The organism is Enterobacter cloacae complex sp. ESBL7 (assembly GCF_041679625.1).
GTDB classification, from domain to species: domain Bacteria; phylum Pseudomonadota; class Gammaproteobacteria; order Enterobacterales; family Enterobacteriaceae; genus Enterobacter; species Enterobacter asburiae_B.
Map to the genome: position 1 here is coordinate 37,672 of NZ_JBGORN010000008.1, position 16,151 is coordinate 53,822.

Annotated in this window: 17 protein-coding genes; 10 read left to right on the forward strand and 7 right to left on the reverse strand. The window is 54.9% G+C overall.

What is annotated here, in order from left to right; genetic code table 11:
- Positions 1–5 precede the first annotated feature (5 nt).
- From aaeA to ACERY3_RS20075, 4 genes are all read left to right on the forward strand, one after another.
- On the forward strand, positions 6–938 hold the full coding sequence (aaeA, locus tag ACERY3_RS20060; protein ID WP_023309394.1) for a p-hydroxybenzoic acid efflux pump subunit AaeA: 933 nt from the start codon (positions 6–8) through the stop codon (positions 936–938).
- 5 nt (positions 939–943) lie between these two features.
- Positions 944–2,911, forward strand: coding sequence for a p-hydroxybenzoic acid efflux pump subunit AaeB (gene aaeB / locus ACERY3_RS20065; RefSeq protein ID WP_033146764.1), 1,968 nt, complete (start codon positions 944–946; stop codon positions 2,909–2,911).
- A 90-nt stretch (positions 2,912–3,001) separates the two neighbouring features.
- Positions 3,002–4,456, forward strand: a complete 1,455-nt coding sequence (locus ACERY3_RS20070; RefSeq protein ID WP_058841648.1) for an NAD-dependent succinate-semialdehyde dehydrogenase — start codon at positions 3,002–3,004, stop codon at positions 4,454–4,456.
- 45 nt (positions 4,457–4,501) lie between these two features.
- On the forward strand, positions 4,502–4,774 hold the full coding sequence (locus ACERY3_RS20075) for a barstar family protein (RefSeq protein ID WP_023309391.1): 273 nt from the start codon (positions 4,502–4,504) through the stop codon (positions 4,772–4,774).
- Between the two features lie 61 nt (positions 4,775–4,835).
- Here the strand turns inward: ACERY3_RS20075 and yhcN (ACERY3_RS20080) are convergent, their stop codons facing one another.
- The 3 genes from yhcN (ACERY3_RS20080) to argR form a co-directional block, all read right to left on the reverse strand.
- On the reverse strand, positions 4,836–5,102 hold the full coding sequence (gene yhcN / locus ACERY3_RS20080) for a peroxide/acid stress response protein YhcN (protein ID WP_373226366.1): 267 nt from the start codon (positions 5,100–5,102) through the stop codon (positions 4,836–4,838).
- Between the two features lie 110 nt (positions 5,103–5,212).
- The gene (gene yhcN / locus ACERY3_RS20085) at positions 5,213–5,476 is read right to left on the reverse strand and encodes a peroxide/acid stress response protein YhcN (protein WP_023309389.1); all 264 of its coding nucleotides are present in this window, start codon (positions 5,474–5,476) and stop codon (positions 5,213–5,215) included.
- Between the two features lie 375 nt (positions 5,477–5,851).
- Entirely contained in the window at positions 5,852–6,322 is a 471-nt protein-coding gene (argR, locus tag ACERY3_RS20090; protein WP_023309388.1) for a transcriptional regulator ArgR, read from the reverse strand.
- Between the two features lie 397 nt (positions 6,323–6,719).
- Between argR and mdh the strand changes: the two genes are divergently transcribed.
- The gene (mdh, locus tag ACERY3_RS20095) at positions 6,720–7,658 is read left to right on the forward strand and encodes a malate dehydrogenase (RefSeq protein WP_023309387.1); all 939 of its coding nucleotides are present in this window, start codon (positions 6,720–6,722) and stop codon (positions 7,656–7,658) included.
- 57 nt (positions 7,659–7,715) lie between these two features.
- Here the strand turns inward: mdh and degS are convergent, their stop codons facing one another.
- The 3 genes from degS to zapG all read right to left on the reverse strand — a co-directional run bounded on the left by degS (position 7,716) and on the right by zapG (position 10,812).
- Positions 7,716–8,783, reverse strand: a complete 1,068-nt coding sequence (degS, locus tag ACERY3_RS20100) for an outer membrane-stress sensor serine endopeptidase DegS (protein ID WP_023309386.1) — start codon at positions 8,781–8,783, stop codon at positions 7,716–7,718.
- 91 nt (positions 8,784–8,874) lie between these two features.
- Complete coding sequence (degQ, locus tag ACERY3_RS20105) at positions 8,875–10,242, reverse strand: serine endoprotease DegQ (RefSeq protein ID WP_023309385.1); 1,368 nt, start codon at positions 10,240–10,242, stop codon at positions 8,875–8,877.
- Positions 10,243–10,413: 171 nt separating this feature from the next.
- Entirely contained in the window at positions 10,414–10,812 is a 399-nt protein-coding gene (gene zapG, locus ACERY3_RS20110; protein WP_008502832.1) for a Z-ring associated protein ZapG, read from the reverse strand.
- A 189-nt stretch (positions 10,813–11,001) separates the two neighbouring features.
- Here zapG and zapE point away from each other — a divergent pair, with 189 nt between their 5' ends.
- From zapE to sspB, 5 genes are all read left to right on the forward strand, one after another.
- Positions 11,002–12,126 carry a cell division protein ZapE gene (gene zapE / locus ACERY3_RS20115; RefSeq protein ID WP_373226369.1) on the forward strand — a complete coding sequence of 375 codons (1,125 nt, stop codon included), beginning with the start codon at positions 11,002–11,004 and terminating at the stop codon, positions 12,124–12,126.
- Positions 12,127–12,418: 292 nt separating this feature from the next.
- Positions 12,419–12,847 (forward strand): 50S ribosomal protein L13, encoded by a 429-nt coding sequence (rplM, locus tag ACERY3_RS20120; protein ID WP_006178824.1) that lies wholly within the window; start codon positions 12,419–12,421, stop codon positions 12,845–12,847.
- A gap of 15 nt (positions 12,848–12,862) precedes the next feature.
- Entirely contained in the window at positions 12,863–13,255 is a 393-nt protein-coding gene (gene rpsI, locus ACERY3_RS20125) for a 30S ribosomal protein S9 (RefSeq protein WP_003860436.1), read from the forward strand.
- Positions 13,256–13,563: 308 nt separating this feature from the next.
- Positions 13,564–14,202 carry a stringent starvation protein SspA gene (gene sspA / locus ACERY3_RS20130; protein WP_014885418.1) on the forward strand — a complete coding sequence of 213 codons (639 nt, stop codon included), beginning with the start codon at positions 13,564–13,566 and terminating at the stop codon, positions 14,200–14,202.
- 5 nt (positions 14,203–14,207) lie between these two features.
- Entirely contained in the window at positions 14,208–14,705 is a 498-nt protein-coding gene (gene sspB / locus ACERY3_RS20135) for a ClpXP protease specificity-enhancing factor (RefSeq protein ID WP_029740078.1), read from the forward strand.
- 27 nt (positions 14,706–14,732) lie between these two features.
- Here the strand turns inward: sspB and ACERY3_RS20140 are convergent, their stop codons facing one another.
- Entirely contained in the window at positions 14,733–16,151 is a 1,419-nt protein-coding gene (locus ACERY3_RS20140; protein ID WP_373226371.1) for a glutamate synthase small subunit, read from the reverse strand.

Genomic DNA, 16,151 nt, shown 5'->3' on the forward strand with positions numbered 1-16,151 from the left:
TTGATGTGAAAACGCTAACAAGAAAAATCTCCCGCACTGCCATCACAATGGCGCTGGTTATCCTCGCCTTCATCGCTATTTTCCGCGCCTGGGTTTATTACACCGAATCACCGTGGACTCGTGATGCACGCTTCAGCGCCGATGTGGTGGCAATAGCCCCTGACGTGGCCGGCCTTATCACGGCGGTCAACGTCCACGATAACCAGCTGGTGAAGAAAGATCAGGTCCTGTTCACCATCGACCAGCCTCGTTACCAGAAAGCGCTGGAAGAGGCGGAAGCGGACGTGGCCTATTACCAGGCGCTGGCTGCGGAGAAACGCCGCGAGGCAGGCCGTCGTAATCAGCTGGGCGTTCAGGCAATGTCCCGTGAAGAGATTGACCAGTCCAACAACGTGCTGCAAACCGTGCTGCACCAGCTGGCGAAAGCGCAGGCAACGCGCGATCTGGCGAAGCTCGATCTCGAGCGCACCGTGATCCGCGCGCCGTCCGATGGCTGGGTGACCAACCTCAACGTCTATGCCGGGGAATTCATTACCCGTGGCTCAACTGCCGTGGCGCTGGTTAAACAGAACTCCTTCTACGTGCTCGCCTATATGGAAGAGACCAAGCTGGAAGGTGTGCGTCCGGGTTACCGGGCGGAAATCACGCCGCTCGGCAGCAACCGCGTCTTTAAAGGCACCGTCGACAGCGTTGCCGCAGGGGTGACTAACTCCAGCAGCTCTAACGATGCCAAAGGGATGGCGACGGTCGATTCCAACCTGGAGTGGGTGCGTCTGGCCCAGCGCGTGCCGGTACGTATTCATCTGGATGAACAGCAGGGAAATCTGTGGCCTGCGGGTACCACGGCGACGGTGGTGATCACCGGTGAAAAGGACCGGGATGCCAGCCAGGACTCGTTCTTCCGTAAAATTGCCCACCGCCTGCGCGAGTTTGGTTAATCGCCATGGGTATCTTTTCCATCGCCAGCCAGCACATTCGCTTCGCCGTGAAGCTGGCGTGCGCCATCGTGCTGGCGCTGTTTGTTGGCTTTCACTTCCAGCTTGAAACCCCTCGCTGGGCAGTGCTGACGGCTGCGATTGTCGCGGCGGGTCCTGCCTTTGCCGCGGGCGGTGAGCCCTATTCTGGCGCGATCCGCTATCGCGGGATGCTGCGTATCATCGGGACGTTTATCGGCTGTTTCGCGGCGCTGACCATTATTATTTTGATGATCCGCACCCCGCTGCTGATGCTGATGGTGTGCTGTATCTGGGCCGGTTTCTGCACCTGGATCTCGTCTCTGGTGAAAGTGGAGAACTCCTACGCCTGGGGACTGGCGGGCTATACTGCGCTGATTATTGTCATCACTATCCAAAGCGAACCGCTGCTCGCCCCGCAGTTTGCGGTTGAGCGCTGCAGCGAGATTGTGATTGGCATTGTCAGCGCGATCGTCGCTGACCTGCTTTTCTCTCCGCGCTCCATCAAGCAGGAAGTCGACCGTGAGCTCGACGCGCTGATTGTTGCCCAGTATCAGCTGATGCAGCTGTGCATTAAGCATGGCGATAGCGAAGAGGTGGATAAAGCCTGGAGCGGGCTGGTACGTCGTACGCAGGCGCTGGAAGGAATGCGCAGCAACCTTAATATGGAGTCGTCGCGCTGGGCCCGCGCGAATCGACGCCTGAAAGCCCTCAACACCGTCTCTCTGACGCTGATTACCCAGGCCTGTGAAACCTATCTGATTCAGAACACCCGGCCGGAAGCGGTCACCGATACGTTCCGCGAACTGTTTGCCGAGCCGGTGGAAACCGTACAGGACGTGCATAAGCAGCTTAAGCGCATGCGCCGGGTGATTGCCTGGACCGGGGAGCGCGACACGCCGGTAACCATCTACACCTGGGTCGGCGCCGCGACGCGCTATCTGCTTCTGAAGCGCGGCGTGATCGGTAACACCAAAATCAGCGCGGCGGAAGAAGAGGTGCTGCAGGGGGAAGTGGTGATCAAGGCGGAATCCGCCGAGCGCCATCACGCCATGGTCAATTTCTGGCGTACGACGCTTGCCTGCATGCTCGGCACGCTGTTCTGGCTGTGGACGGGCTGGACGTCCGGCAGCGGCGCGATGGTGATGATTGCCGTTGTGACCGCACTGGCGATGCGTCTGCCTAATCCGCGTATGGTCGCCATTGATTTCCTTTACGGCACGATTGCCGCGTTGCCGATAGGCGCGCTCTATTTCCTGGTCATCATCCCGTCGACGCAACAGAGTATGCTGCTGCTCTGTATTAGCCTGGCGGTAATGGCGTTCTTTATCGGCATTGAAGTGCAAAAGCGGCGTCTGGGATCGCTGGGGGCGCTGGCGAGTACGATTAACATCATCGTTCTCGATAACCCGATGACCTTCCATTTCAGCCAGTTCCTCGACAGCGCGTTAGGCCAGCTGGTGGGCTGCTTCCTGGCCATGATGGTGATACTGCTGGTGCGGGATAACTCGCAGGCAAGAACGGGCCGCGTGCTGCTGAACCAGTTCGTGTCGGCTGCCGTGTCATCTTTGACAACCAATACCGCGCGCCGTAAAGAGAACCACCTGCCCGCGCTCTACCAGCAGCTGTTTTTGCTGCTGAACAAGTTCCCGGGCGATATCGCGAAGTTCCGCCTGGCGTTAACCATGATCATTGCGCACCAGCGTTTGCGTAACGCGCCCGTGCCGATCAACGACGATTTGTCGGCATACCACCGCCAGCTGCGTCGTACCGCCGATCACGTGCTTTCTGCCAGCAGCGATGACAAACGGCGTCGCTACTTTACGCAGCTGCTTGAAGAGCTCGATACCTATCAGGAAAAGCTCAAGCACTGGGAGGCGCCGCCTCAGGTGACCGAGCCGGTAGGACGGCTGGTGTTTATGCTGCATCGCTACCAGAATGCCCTCACGGATAACTGACTGAAGTAAAAAAACCGACGCCAAAAGCGTCGGTTTTTTTGTGGCTATACTTATTCCAGCACGTTCTTACATTTCAGAAAGGGAGAACACATGACGACCCAGGCGCTTCAGGACCACATCCTTTTTCAGACCGGTTATCTGGTCAACGGAATCTGGAAAACGCTGGATACAACCTTTGATGTGCTGAATCCCGCGACCGGCGAGGTCATTGCTAAAGTCGCTAAAGCGGGTAAAGCACAGACCGAAGACGCTATTGCAGCGGCTACCCAGGCCTTCCCGGCATGGCGTGCCAAAACCGCGAAAGAGCGCTCGGCGGTTCTCTACCGCTGGTACGAACTGATTATTGAGAATAAAAGCTGGCTCGGGCGGTTGATGACCACCGAACAGGGCAAACCCCTGAAAGAAGCGGAGGGAGAAGTCGAGTACGCCGCCAGCTTTATCCAGTGGTTTGCCGAGGAGGCCAAACGCGCGAACGGTGAAATTATTCCGCCGATAAAACCCGGCTCACGCATTCTGGCGACCCGTGAGCCTATTGGTGTGGTCGCGGCGATTACGCCGTGGAACTTCCCGATGGCCATGCTCACCCGCAAGTTAGGCCCGGCGCTGGCAGCAGGATGCACCGGGGTCATTAAACCGGCCAATAACACGCCGCTCAGCGCCTTTGCGCTGCTTACGCTGGCGAAACAGGCCGGAGTGCCCGACGGTGTTCTCAACGCCGTAGCCGGGAATACGCATGAAATCAGCGATGCGATTATGGCAAGCCGCGACGTGCGTAAAATCTCCTTTACCGGCTCAACCTCCGTCGGCAAAACGCTGGTGCGTAACGCCGCAGAAACCATGAAAAAAGTCTCGATGGAGCTGGGGGGAAATGCCCCGTATATCGTTTTTGAGGATGCGGACATCGACGCAGCGGTTAAGGGCGCGATCGCCAACAAGTTCCGCAATGCCGGGCAGGTCTGCGTCAGCGTGAACCGTTTTTATATTCAGGAAACCGTCTACGACAAATTTGTGAATAAACTTGCCGATGCGGTGAAGGCGCTGAAGGTGGGTAATGGTCTCGAAGAGGGGGTGGTCGTCGGGCCGCTGATTGAACCTTCGGCGGTCAACAAGGTGCGTGAGCATGTCGACGACGCCGTTGCCCGGGGCGCAACCGTACTGGCTGGGGGTAAGCCCCATCCGCTTGGCGGAAATTTCTGGATGCCAACCGTGCTGGGCGACTGCCATGAAGGCATGAAGCTGGCAGAAGAAGAGACGTTTGGCCCGGTGGCGGCGTGCTTCCGTTTCACCTCGGAAGATGAAGTCATCCAGCGCGCCAACAACACGCCCTATGGGCTGGCGGCTTACTTCTATACCCAGAATCTTTCCCGGGTCTTCCGCGTTTCACAGGCCATCGAGAGCGGGATGATCGGCATCAACGAGTGCGCCGTCTCCACGGAGCTTGGGCCCTTTGGCGGCGTAAAAGAGTCAGGCCTTGGACGAGAGGGCTCCGTGCTGGGGCTGGAAGAGTATCTGGAAGTTAAAACCCTGCATATTGGGGGATTATAAAAGACAGGGCGGCATCTGCCGCTCGCCTGGACTGGGTGGCTGGCAATGAAAACCTATACGTTTGATTTTGACGAGATCGACAGTCAGGAAGACTTCTACCGTGAATTTATCCGGGCGTTTGATCTTGAACGGGAAAGCGTGACGAATCTGGATACGCTGTGGGACGTGGTCACCGGCAGTCAGTTGCCGCTACCGCTGGAAATTGAGTTCATCCATTTGCCCGATAAGCTGCGAAGACGTTTTGGCGCACTGATATTGCTGTTCGATGAAGCGGAAGAAGAGCTTGAAGGGCAGCTGCGCTTTAACGCGCGGCATTGAATGAAAAAAGCCCCTGACCATAAGGCCAGGGGCAAGTCGTATGATGAGATACGACGAGGGTTTATTTATACAGTTCTGCCGTTGCATGCCAGTGGTCACCCTGATTCAGTTCGGTGACGCGATAGCTGCTGGCGCCTGCTTTTTCAGCTTTGGCGGCAAGTTCGTGACGAATATCCATCGGTGAGCCGGTGACAGACGTTACGGAGACGCTGCCCATACGCTGTAGATTTTGTGCCTGGTCGGCATTTACCTGCTGTACGGCTGCGCTCGCGCCGAAAGTGAGAACGGATGCCAGACCGAGGGTTGCGATGATCAATTTGGTTTTCATAGTCTTTACTCCTGAATAGGGTTTTTACTCAACGGCGAGAAGGGTTGAACCGCTATTTTTATGCCTGGTGCCGTTGAGTGGAGATTTACGTCTTCAGTTATTACTAAAACTTATTTGTACAGCTCAGCGGTGGCGTGCCAGTGGTCACCGGAACGCGCTTCGATGATGCGATAGGATGACGCACCCTGTTCTTCCGCTTTTTTGTTCAGCATCTCATGCATGTCCATTGGCGATGTGCCGACCGCGCCGACAGAAACCGTACCGATGGCCTGACGGGATTGCGCCTGGTCAGCATTGATAGAGTCAGCTGCGAAAGCACCGAATGACAGGACGGACAGGACGCTGAGCGCCGCTACAGTTGATTTGATTTTCATGATTTTTACCTCGTCGAATTTTTTAGTGGGGTCTTGTTTCGTGACCCTCATCACAAAATCAAGTATACACTAATAACGGTAAAAATTAATACCAGACTAATGGTTTCTATTGTTATTACGTGTTAACCAGTCTGTTTTTTATAACCAAATCGCATAATATTGGGCGTTCTTTGTTCATTTTAGTTGGTTATATCTAATAAAATCATATGGATATCAGCTTTTGATTTTTTGTGCGATTTTTTGATTTAGCATTCACCAGATGAATGTTAATAGGTGGTAAAAAGCACTATTTGTCAAAGTGAAGGGCAGTAGAAAAGAGGGGAGAACGCAGCGGAAGCAGAACGATCCCCGCAGCGGCGCTACGGGGAGAGGGGATTAGAGTTCCTGTTCGAACAGTACCAGAATGGCTTCGTGGAGATCTTTCACAGAGAAACCGCTAGCCGGTGTGGTAAAGATGGTGTCATCACCGGCGATAGTCCCGAGGATACCTTCCGTTTTACCCAGCGAGTCCAGCATGCGGGCAATCAGCTGCGCGGCACCCGGGCTTGTGTGGATCACCACGACGGCGTCGTTATGATCGATATCCAGAACCAGGTTTTTGAGCGGGCTGGAGGTGGTCGGCACGCCAAGTTCTGCCGGCAGGCAATACACCATCTCCATCTTGGCGTTACGCGTACGCACCGCGCCAAATTTCGTTAACATGCGGGAGACTTTCGACTGGTTGATGTTATCGAAGCCTTGTTCCTGCAGCGCCTGAACAATTTCTCCCTGAGAACTGAATTTCTCTTCTTTGAGTAGCGCCTTAAACGCCTTTACTAATTCTTCTTGCTTAGACGAGCTTCGCATAAGTCACCCGGAATATGACGATAGAAACAACATTATTATGCATGTGGATGAATTTTTATGCAAATTATCTACTCAGCGCCAGGCTGAAATAATGTTATGAAAGGGAGTGATTTTATCAGATTTCGTTATCAGAAAACATGCCTGGGTCACGCCGCGCAAATAAGCTTAAAAGTAAATTAAATGTTATCAAAATGATGTTGTTTTGGTGGCGGGGCAGGGTGTATTGTAACCACCTCTTAATGCGTTGCCCTCTGTCGTCAGATAGTCTTCTGGTGAGAGATAAAGTCGCGTGACCTCAAATTCTTTAGCTACGAAAATTGTAATTATTTACTTGCTGAATTATGGTCGCCGCAACGGATTTACAGATACTTAAGTTAACCATAATAAGGAGTTTAGGATGAAAGTCGCAGTCCTCGGCGCTGCTGGTGGTATCGGCCAGGCGCTTGCCCTACTACTGAAAACCCAACTGCCTTCAGGCTCAGAACTCTCCCTGTACGATATTGCTCCGGTAACCCCAGGTGTGGCGGTTGACCTGAGCCACATCCCGACTGCTGTAAAAATCAAAGGCTTCTCCGGTGAAGATGCACGTCCTGCGCTGCAGGGTGCCGACGTGGTGCTGATTTCTGCAGGCGTGGCGCGTAAGCCAGGCATGGATCGTTCAGACCTGTTCAACGTCAACGCGGGCATCGTGAAAAACCTGGTGCAGCAGATTGCAGAAATCTGCCCGAAAGCATGCATCGGGATCATCACTAACCCGGTGAACACCACCGTGGCTATCGCGGCAGAAGTGCTGAAGAAAGCGGGTGTTTACGACAAAAACAAACTGTTCGGCGTAACCACGCTGGATATCATCCGTTCCAACACCTTTGTTGCTGAGCTGAAAGGCAAGCAGCCTACAGAAGTGGAAGTACCGGTAATCGGCGGTCACTCTGGCGTCACCATCCTGCCTCTGCTGTCGCAGATCCCAGGCGTGAGCTTCACCGAGCAGGAAGTGGCTGACCTGACTAAACGCATCCAGAACGCCGGCACCGAAGTGGTGGAAGCGAAGGCGGGTGGCGGTTCTGCAACCCTGTCTATGGGCCAGGCGGCTGCGCGTTTTGGTCTGTCACTGGTTCGCGCTCTGCAGGGCGAGAAAGGCGTTGTTGAATGCGCTTACGTTGAAGGCGATGGCGAACACGCTCGCTTCTTCTCTCAGCCGCTGCTGCTGGGTAAAAACGGTATCGAAGAGCGTAAATCCATTGGTACGCTGAGCGCGTTTGAACAACACGCGATGGAAGGCATGCTGGATACGCTGAAGAAAGATATCACCCTGGGCGAAGAGTTCGTTAACAAGTAAAACGAACCGTCTCCCGGTAAAAAAAACGGAGCTTATCGCTCCGTTTTTTTATGCCTGTCAGTTAGTGGCCGGGTATTCCTGAATCGTCACGTGCAGCGTCAGTTTCTTATCGTTGCGCATGACCTCAACAGGGATGATAGAACCCGGGCGAATTTCTGCAACCTGATCCATCGTCTCCAGCGCAGAGACCGCTGGCGTGCCGTTGACCGACACAATGACATCGTTTACCTGAATTCCCGCGTTAGCCGCCGGACCACCCGGTGCCACCTCGTTAACCACGATGCCCTGAATCTGATCGATACCGCCGCCCTGGGTATGCATCGGCGCAATTTCGCGCCCGCCGATACCGATATAGCCGCGGATCACGCGTCCGTCGCGGATCAGTTTATCCATAATTTTGGTCGCCAGCTGGAACGGAATGGCAAAGCCGATTCCTTCCGGCGTCTCACCGTCGTTACTTTTATCGAACGAGAGGGTATTTATACCCATCAGCTCGCCCAGCGAGTTGACCAGCGCCCCGCCGGAGTTACCGTGGTTGATGGAGGCATCGGTTTGCAGGAAGTTCTGCCGCCCGGAGGGGTTCAAACCGATACGACCGGTCGCGCTGATAATCCCCTGGGTGATGGTCTGGCCCAGGTTGTAAGGGTTACCGATAGCCAGTACGACGTCACCAATATGCGGGGTACGTTTACGGTTGATCGGGATGACCGGCAAACCGCCCGTGGCATTAATTTTCAGAACGGCCAGGTCGGTCAGACTGTCAGACCCAACGAGTAACGCCTCAAACACGCGGCCATCCTGCAGGGCGACGATGATCTGGTCGGCATCGTTAATCACGTGCTTGTTGGTAATAATGTAGCCGCGCTCGTCCATGATCACGCCGGAGCCGAGGGTACGGATCTCCAGCTGGTTATGGGCTGAGGTATTCAGACCACGGTTATAGACGTTAACCACGGCAGGTGCGGCACGGCGGACGGCCTGGTTATAGGTGGCCGGCGTTTCATCCGTGCTATCGAACTGGGGAGCCGACAGTTTATTGAACTGACGTAAAGACGGCAGCGCCAGCAGCAGCAGGCCAGCGACAATCAAACCGATGACAGTAGAACGTAAGAGCTTTAAAAGCATGATGCGCGTGTCGTTAAAAAAGGAACGATTTGCAGCATAACATGAGTTATCCGGACATCACACGCAGCGGTGATGTCCGGGTCGCAAATGCTTAGCGCAACAGAATATAGATGGACTCATTGCCACGCATGACCTGCAGGGCAATAACCGCTGGTTTGCTTTCCAGCACCTTGCGCAGTTCGGCAATAGACTGCACGCGGTTGCGGTTTACACCGATAATCACGTCATCCTGATGCAATCCGGCCTGTGCGGCAGGGCTGCTCTTCTCGACGGTGTCGATGCTAATACCTTTCGTACCGTCCTTCAGCTGCCCGTCGCTCAACGTAGCCCCCTGTAGCGCCGGGGCGATAAGCTCCGCGCTGGCCGAGGAAGAGGTGCTCTTATCCAGCGTCACTTCAACGTCAAGCGGCTTACCGTCACGTATCAGGCCCAGCTTCACTTTGGCGCCTGGTTCCGTTGTGGCAATCCGCGAACGCAGTTCTGCAAAGCTATTCAGCGGTTTGTCGTTCAGGCTGACGATCACATCTCCCGATTTCACGCCCGCTTTTGCCGAGCCGGAGTTTGGCAGCACTTCACTGACAAACGCCCCGCGCTGTACGTTGATATTGAACGCTTTTGCGATATCCGCGCTCATCTCCATACCTTTAATACCCAGCAGCCCGCGTTTGATTTCACCGAACTGGATCAGCTGCTGCGCCAGGGTTTTGGCCATATTGCTGGGGATAGCAAAACCGATCCCGATGCTGCCGCCGCCCGGGGCCAGAATCGCCGTGTTAATCCCAATCAGCTCGCCGTTAAGGTTGAGCAATGCTCCGCCGGAGTTACCACGGTTGATTGAGGCATCGGTCTGGATAAAGTTTTCCAGCCCTTCCAGATTGAGGCCGCTGCGCCCGAGCGCCGAGACGATCCCGGAGGTGGCGGTCTGCCCTAAACCAAAGGGGTTGCCCACGGCGACGGCAAAATCGCCGACGCGCAGTTTGTCGGAATCCGCGATGGCAATCTGGGTCAGGTTGCTTGGGTTTTGCACCTGCAGCAGCGCGATGTCGCTCTGGTCATCGCCGCCGATCAGTTTGGCATCAAATTCGCGGCCATCGTTCAGCTGGACGCTGATCTTATCGGCCTGGCTGATGACGTGGTTGTTGGTCAGGATATAGCCTTTTGCCGCATCAATAATGACGCCAGAACCCAGGCCTTCAAAAGGCTGAGCCTGCTGGTCGGGAGACTCATCGCCAAAATATTTTTTCAGTTCTTCAGGGACGCGTTGGCTTTGTACTGCGGTGCCCTCAACCTGAACGCTGACGACCGCCGGCAACACTTTTTCCAGCATAGGCGCGAGGCTTGGAATGGCCGCCTGGCCAGGCACCTGGGAGGGAATGGCGGCAAATACAGGGACGGACGCCGAGAGAGATAACCCGACACTTAACGCGATAGCGCTCAACAGCTGGTTTTTTTTCTTCATCGATGTTGACTCTCGTAACCTGGAATAAAGGAAAAACGGCCCTAAAAACACGTTGATGTTATTGAATTTTAAACCGCTGAACAATGAGGTGTTTAACTAAATGATAGCTGGGGTCATCAGGAAAGGACGGGCGCAATCGCTGCGCCCGTAAAATATATTCAGGTTGTGCGATTAATCGCGTTTTACACCGCCGCGCAGCAGGCCGGACGCGCCATCGGAATAGTCGCGAGGCATCTGAACGGGCGCCTGATCGTTACCGGCTTCAGAGTCAGCCAGACGGTTACGGAACGGGTTGGTTTCCGCGGTCATTTCCGGCAGCAGGCTGCTGGAGCTTTTTGCCATATGTTGATAAAGCTGACGATAGTCGGTTGCCATGTTGTCCAGCAGCTCGGCGCTACGGGCAAAGTGGCTGACCAGCTCTTCACGATACTCTTCCAGCTCGGCTTTGTTCTTTTCCAGTTCGTACTGCAGTGACTGCTGCTGACGCAATTTGCGATTACCGAAACGCATGGCCACAGCACCGATGACGATGCCGACGACTAAACCGATTAGCGCATATTCCCAGGTCATGAACTTCTCCCGTTGTCTTGTTGTTCCGTAGGGTGTTGGCTCGGCTCCTGCCTGTGCCTGATAATGCCACTATAACCGCTATTTCTGCAGAAGTGGAATCCTGACGTATCATCGCGTAGTGTAGAACGGCCTTTTTTTCATCAGTCACGTCTGCTGGTGAGCGTTAATTGAAGGAATAACAATAAGATTATGCAAAACCTGTCCCCTGCATCGCGATATCAACTGGCCCTTAACGAGGGCACTCATCAGCCTGATGAGGTTCAACGTGAGGCGGTAAACCGTCTGGAGATGATTTATCAGGAGCTCACGGCAAAACCCGCTGAAGTCGAACAGAACGGTGGGCTAAAGGCGGCGTTTGGGCGGTTGCTCGGTAAAAAAGCGCCACAGGCTCACGCGCCGGTGCGCGGTCTATATATGTGGGGCGGGGTCGGTCGCGGAAAAACCTGGCTGATGGACATGTTCTATCTGAGGCTGCCTGGCGCACGTAAACAGCGTCTGCACTTCCATCGTTTTATGCTGCGGGTGCATGAAGAGTTGACCGTACTGCAGGGCAAAAGCGATCCGCTGGAGATTGTGGCCGACAGGTTCAAGGCGGAAACGGACGTGCTCTGCTTCGATGAATTTTTTGTGTCTGACATCACCGATGCCATGCTGCTAGGCGGCCTGATGAAGGCGCTATTTGCCCGCGGGATCACGCTGGTGGCTACGTCGAATATCCCGCCGGATGAACTCTATCGTAACGGCCTGCAGCGCGCACGCTTCCTGCCCGCCATCGATGCCATCAAGCAGCACTGCGATATCATGAACGTCGATGCCGGTGTCGATTATCGTCTGCGCACGCTGACCCAGGCGCATCTGTGGCTTTCGCCGTTAAATGCAGAGACCACCCGCGAGATGGATACACTCTGGCTGGCGCTGGCGGGAGCAAAACGCGAGCACGCCCCGGAGCTCGAGATTAACCATCGACCGCTGCCCACCCTTGGCGTCGAAAACCAAACGCTGGCGGTCTCCTTTACGACGCTCTGCGTGGATGCCCGAAGCCAGCACGACTACATTGCGCTTTCGCGTCTGTTCCACACCGTGATGGTGCTGGACGTGCCGGTGATGACGCGGCTGATGGAGAGCGAAGCACGGCGCTTTATTGCGCTGGTGGACGAGTTTTATGAGCGCCACGTCAAGCTGGTGGTCAGCGCCGAGGCACCTTTATATGAGATTTACCAGGGCGAGCGGCTGAAGTTTGAGTTCCAGCGCTGCCTGTCGCGCCTGCAGGAGATGCAGAGCGAAGAATACCTGAAGCTGGAGCATATGCCGTAACAAATGCCCCCCTCTCCCGTGGGAGAGGGGCTGGGGGTGAGGGCACCAGACCGCACAATACCCACCCTCGAAAAACCCATTCCAAAACGCATTTAAGGGTCGATCTTTGACCTCAACTTCTCTATAATCTTGCGACCCCACGTTACGAGAAGGTTTTTTTCCCAAAACTTTCTATGTGTCGGCATGTGCTATTCGAAGGGGTAGGTTTGCCGGACTTTGTCGTGTGAGCCTCAACTGACTAAACGTTTGGGTGTTCACCAACGTGTAACTTATTTATTTGGGTAAGCTTTTAATGAAAACTTTTACAGCTAAACCAGAAACCGTACAGCGCGACTGGTATGTTGTTGACGCGACCGGTAAAACTCTGGGCCGTCTGGCTACTGAACTGGCTCGTCGCCTGCGCGGTAAGCATAAAGCGGAATACACTCCGCACGTTGATACCGGTGATTACATCATCGTTCTGAACGCTGATAAAGTTGCTGTAACCGGCAACAAGCGTACTGACAAAGTGTACTATCACCACACCGGCCACATCGGTGGTATCAAAGAAGCGACCTTTGAAGAGATGATTGCCCGCCGTCCTGAGCGTGTGATTGAAATCGCGGTTAAAGGCATGCTGCCAAAAGGCCCGCTGGGTCGTGCTATGTTCCGTAAACTGAAAGTTTACGCAGGCAACGAGCACAACCACGCGGCACAGCAACCGCAAGTTCTTGACATCTAATCGGGATTATAGGCAATGGCTGAAAATCAATACTACGGCACTGGTCGCCGCAAAAGTTCCGCAGCTCGCGTTTTCATCAAACCGGGCAGTGGTAAAATCGTAATCAACCAGCGTTCTCTGGAACAATACTTCGGTCGCGAAACTGCCCGCATGGTAGTTCGCCAGCCGCTGGAACTGGTTGATATGGTAGAAAAACTGGATCTGTACATCACCGTTAAAGGTGGTGGTATCTCCGGTCAGGCAGGTGCGATCCGTCACGGTATCACCCGCGCTCTGATGGAGTACGACGAATCCCTGCGTTCTGAACTGCGTAAAGCTGGCTTCGTTACTCGTGACGCGCGTCAGGTTGAACGTAAGAAAGTGGGTCTGCGTAAAGCACGTCGTCGTCCACAGTTCTCCAAACGTTAATCCATTCTGCTTGCGCAGAACGATTGGCGAAAAACCCGCTTCGGCGGGTTTTTTTATGGATAATGCGCAGGTTATCCACAATATCCATGCATATATCTTCTCTTTTTCCACATTTCCAGAATCCCCTCACCACAAAGCCATCAAAATCTGGTAAACTATCATCCAATTTTCTGCCCAAATATCGGTGAATACTCGATTTTTGTTCGTTTCTTGAACAATGTGTTTTCTCTGGGATGGGCGATACAACATCTGGCTGGCCCCTGTTGGGCTGGTAGCAGTAAAAATTCTGAATATACCTGGAGGTTTTCATGGCTGTCGCTGCCAACAAACGTTCGGTAATGACGCTGTTTTCTGGTCCTACTGACATTTATAGCCATCAGGTTCGTATCGTGCTGGCCGAGAAGGGTGTCAGTTTTGAGATCGAGCATGTGGAAAAGGATAACCCGCCTCAGGATCTGATCGATCTCAACCCGAGCCAAAGCGTACCGACGCTGGTGGATCGCGAGCTGACCCTGTGGGAATCCCGTATCATTATGGAATATCTGGATGAGCGTTTCCCGCATCCGCCACTGATGCCTGTTTACCCTGTCGCGCGTGGTGAAAGCCGCCTGTACATGCAGCGTATCGAAAAAGACTGGTACTCGCTGATGAACGTGATTACCAGCGGTTCTGCTTCTGAAGCTGACGCTGCACGTAAACAACTGCGTGAAGAGCTGCTGGCGATCGCTCCTGTGTTTGGTCAGAAACCATTCTTCCTGAGCGATGAGTTCAGCCTGGTGGATTGCTACCTGGCACCACTGCTGTGGCGTCTGCCAACCCTGGGCGTAGAGTTCAGCGGTCCTGGCGCGAAAGAGCTGAAGGGCTATATGACTCGCGTATTTGAACGCGACTCTTTCCTGGCATCCTTAACTGAACCGGAACGTGAAATGCGTCTCGGCCGAGGCTAATGACTGTGGAAATGTCACAACTTACCCCACGCCGTCCTTATCTGCTGCGCGCCTTCTATGAATGGCTGCTGGATAACCAGCTCACGCCGCACCTGGTTGTGGATGTGACGTTGCCGGGCGTGCTGGTTCCTATGGAATATGCGCGTGACGGGCAGATCGTACTGAACATTGCGCCGCGTGCGGTGGGTAACCTGGAGCTGGCAAACGATGAAGTGCGCTTCAACGCGCGTTTCGGCGGCGTGCCGCGTCAGGTTTCCGTACCTCTGGCAGCCGTGCTGGCTATCTACGCGCGTGAAAACGGTGCGGGTACCATGTTCGAGCCGGAAGCGGCGTATGATGAAGATGTTGCCAGCCTGAATGATGACAACGCATCCGATGAGCGCGAAAGCGACACGGTGATGTCACTTATCGATGGTGATAAACCCGATCGTCACGACGACAATGACCCTGATGACGATCCGCCTCCGCGCGGTGGTCGTCCGGCTCTTCGCGTCGTGAAATAAAAACAGGCCCAATCGGGCCTGTTTTTTTTACACTTCCAGGTAGTTCAGGATCCCGTCAGCCGCTTTACGGCCTTCGGCAATCGCCGTTACCACCAGGTCAGAACCGCGAACGATATCGCCACCGGCGAAGATTTTCGGGTTGCTGGTCTGGAATGCGTTGTCGCTGCCTTCTGGCGCAATCACGCGGCCCTGCGAATCCAGCTCAACGCTGTGCTTCGCCAGCCAGTCCATGCTGTGAGGACGGAAGCCGAACGCCATCACCACGGCATCGGCCGGGATCACGTGCTCAGAACCGGCGACGATCTCGGCGCGACGACGGCCTTTCGCATCCGGTGCGCCCATCTCAGTGCGCGCCATCTTCACACCGCTCACTTTACCGTTGGCATTCACTTCAATACCCAGAGGCTGGATGTTGAACTGGAACTCCACGCCCTCTTCACGCGCGTTTTTCACTTCGCGTTTAGAGCCCGGCATGTTCTCTTCGTCACGACGGTAGGCGCAGATCACGTGTGCCGCATTCTGACGAATGGAGGTACGCACGCAGTCCATCGCGGTATCACCGCCGCCCAGCACAACCACGAGTTTGCCTTCCATGCTGACGAACGGCTCATCGGCGGTTTCACCGTAGCCCATGATCTGCTTGGTGTTGGCAATCAGGAACGGCAGCGCGTCGTACACGCCCGGCGCGTCTTCGTTCTCCAGACCGCCGCGCATGGACTGATAGGTGCCCACGCCAAGGAACACGGCGTCGTAATCCTTCAGCAGGTCGTCGAGCTGCACGTCGCGGCCCACTTCCACGTTCAGTTTGAACTCAATGCCCATGCCGGTGAAGATTTCACGGCGACGGGTCATGACCTCTTTTTCCAGCTTGAAGGCAGGGATACCGAAGGTCAGCAGACCGCCGATTTCCGGATGGCGGTCAAAGACCACCGCCTTCACGCCGTTGCGGGTCAGCACGTCCGCACAGGCCAGGCCCGCCGGGCCCGCGCCGATGATTGCCACGCGCTTGTCGGTTTGCTTCACGCCGGTCATATCCGGACGCCAGCCCATCTCGAACGCTTTATCGTTGATATAGCGCTCGATGTTGCCGATGGTCACCGCGCCGAACTCGTCGTTCAGCGTACAGGAACCTTCGCACAGACGGTCCTGAGGGCACACGCGGCCGCACACTTCCGGCAGGGTGTTGGTCTGGTGAGACAGCTCGGCGGCTTCAAAAATACGTCCTTCGTTGGCAAGCTTCAGCCAGTTCGGGATGTAGTTGTGTACCGGACATTTCCATTCGCAGTAAGGGTTACCGCAGGACAGGCAACGGTCTGCCTGTGCCTTGGCCTGGCCTTCTGAAAACGGCTCGTAGATTTCAACAAATTCAATTTTGCGGATCTTCAGCGGTTTCTTTGGCGGATCAACACGCTGCAGGTCGATAAACTGGTATACGTTCTGGCTCAT

What these genes read in the sequence shown, in the direction of transcription:
- aaeB (WP_033146764.1), top strand. Translation starts at nt 944, where the DNA reads ATGGGTATCTTTTCCATCGCCAGCCAGCACATTCGCTTCGCCGTGAAG.
- ACERY3_RS20070 (WP_058841648.1), top strand. Translation starts at nt 3,002, where the DNA reads ATGACGACCCAGGCGCTTCAGGACCACATCCTTTTTCAGACCGGTTAT.
- ACERY3_RS20075 (WP_023309391.1), top strand. Translation starts at nt 4,502, where the DNA reads ATGAAAACCTATACGTTTGATTTTGACGAGATCGACAGTCAGGAAGAC.
- yhcN (WP_373226366.1), bottom strand. Translation starts at nt 5,102, where the DNA reads ATGAAAACCAAATTGATCATCGCAACCCTCGGTCTGGCATCCGTTCTC.
- yhcN (WP_023309389.1), bottom strand. Translation starts at nt 5,476, where the DNA reads ATGAAAATCAAATCAACTGTAGCGGCGCTCAGCGTCCTGTCCGTCCTG.
- argR (WP_023309388.1), bottom strand. Translation starts at nt 6,322, where the DNA reads ATGCGAAGCTCGTCTAAGCAAGAAGAATTAGTAAAGGCGTTTAAGGCG.
- mdh (WP_023309387.1), top strand. Translation starts at nt 6,720, where the DNA reads ATGAAAGTCGCAGTCCTCGGCGCTGCTGGTGGTATCGGCCAGGCGCTT.
- degS (WP_023309386.1), bottom strand. Translation starts at nt 8,783, where the DNA reads ATGCTTTTAAAGCTCTTACGTTCTACTGTCATCGGTTTGATTGTCGCT.
- degQ (WP_023309385.1), bottom strand. Translation starts at nt 10,242, where the DNA reads ATGAAGAAAAAAAACCAGCTGTTGAGCGCTATCGCGTTAAGTGTCGGG.
- zapG (WP_008502832.1), bottom strand. Translation starts at nt 10,812, where the DNA reads ATGACCTGGGAATATGCGCTAATCGGTTTAGTCGTCGGCATCGTCATC.
- zapE (WP_373226369.1), top strand. Translation starts at nt 11,002, where the DNA reads ATGCAAAACCTGTCCCCTGCATCGCGATATCAACTGGCCCTTAACGAG.
- rplM (WP_006178824.1), top strand. Translation starts at nt 12,419, where the DNA reads ATGAAAACTTTTACAGCTAAACCAGAAACCGTACAGCGCGACTGGTAT.
- rpsI (WP_003860436.1), top strand. Translation starts at nt 12,863, where the DNA reads ATGGCTGAAAATCAATACTACGGCACTGGTCGCCGCAAAAGTTCCGCA.
- sspA (WP_014885418.1), top strand. Translation starts at nt 13,564, where the DNA reads ATGGCTGTCGCTGCCAACAAACGTTCGGTAATGACGCTGTTTTCTGGT.
- ACERY3_RS20140 (WP_373226371.1), bottom strand. Translation starts at nt 16,151, where the DNA reads ATGAGCCAGAACGTATACCAGTTTATCGACCTGCAGCGTGTTGATCCG.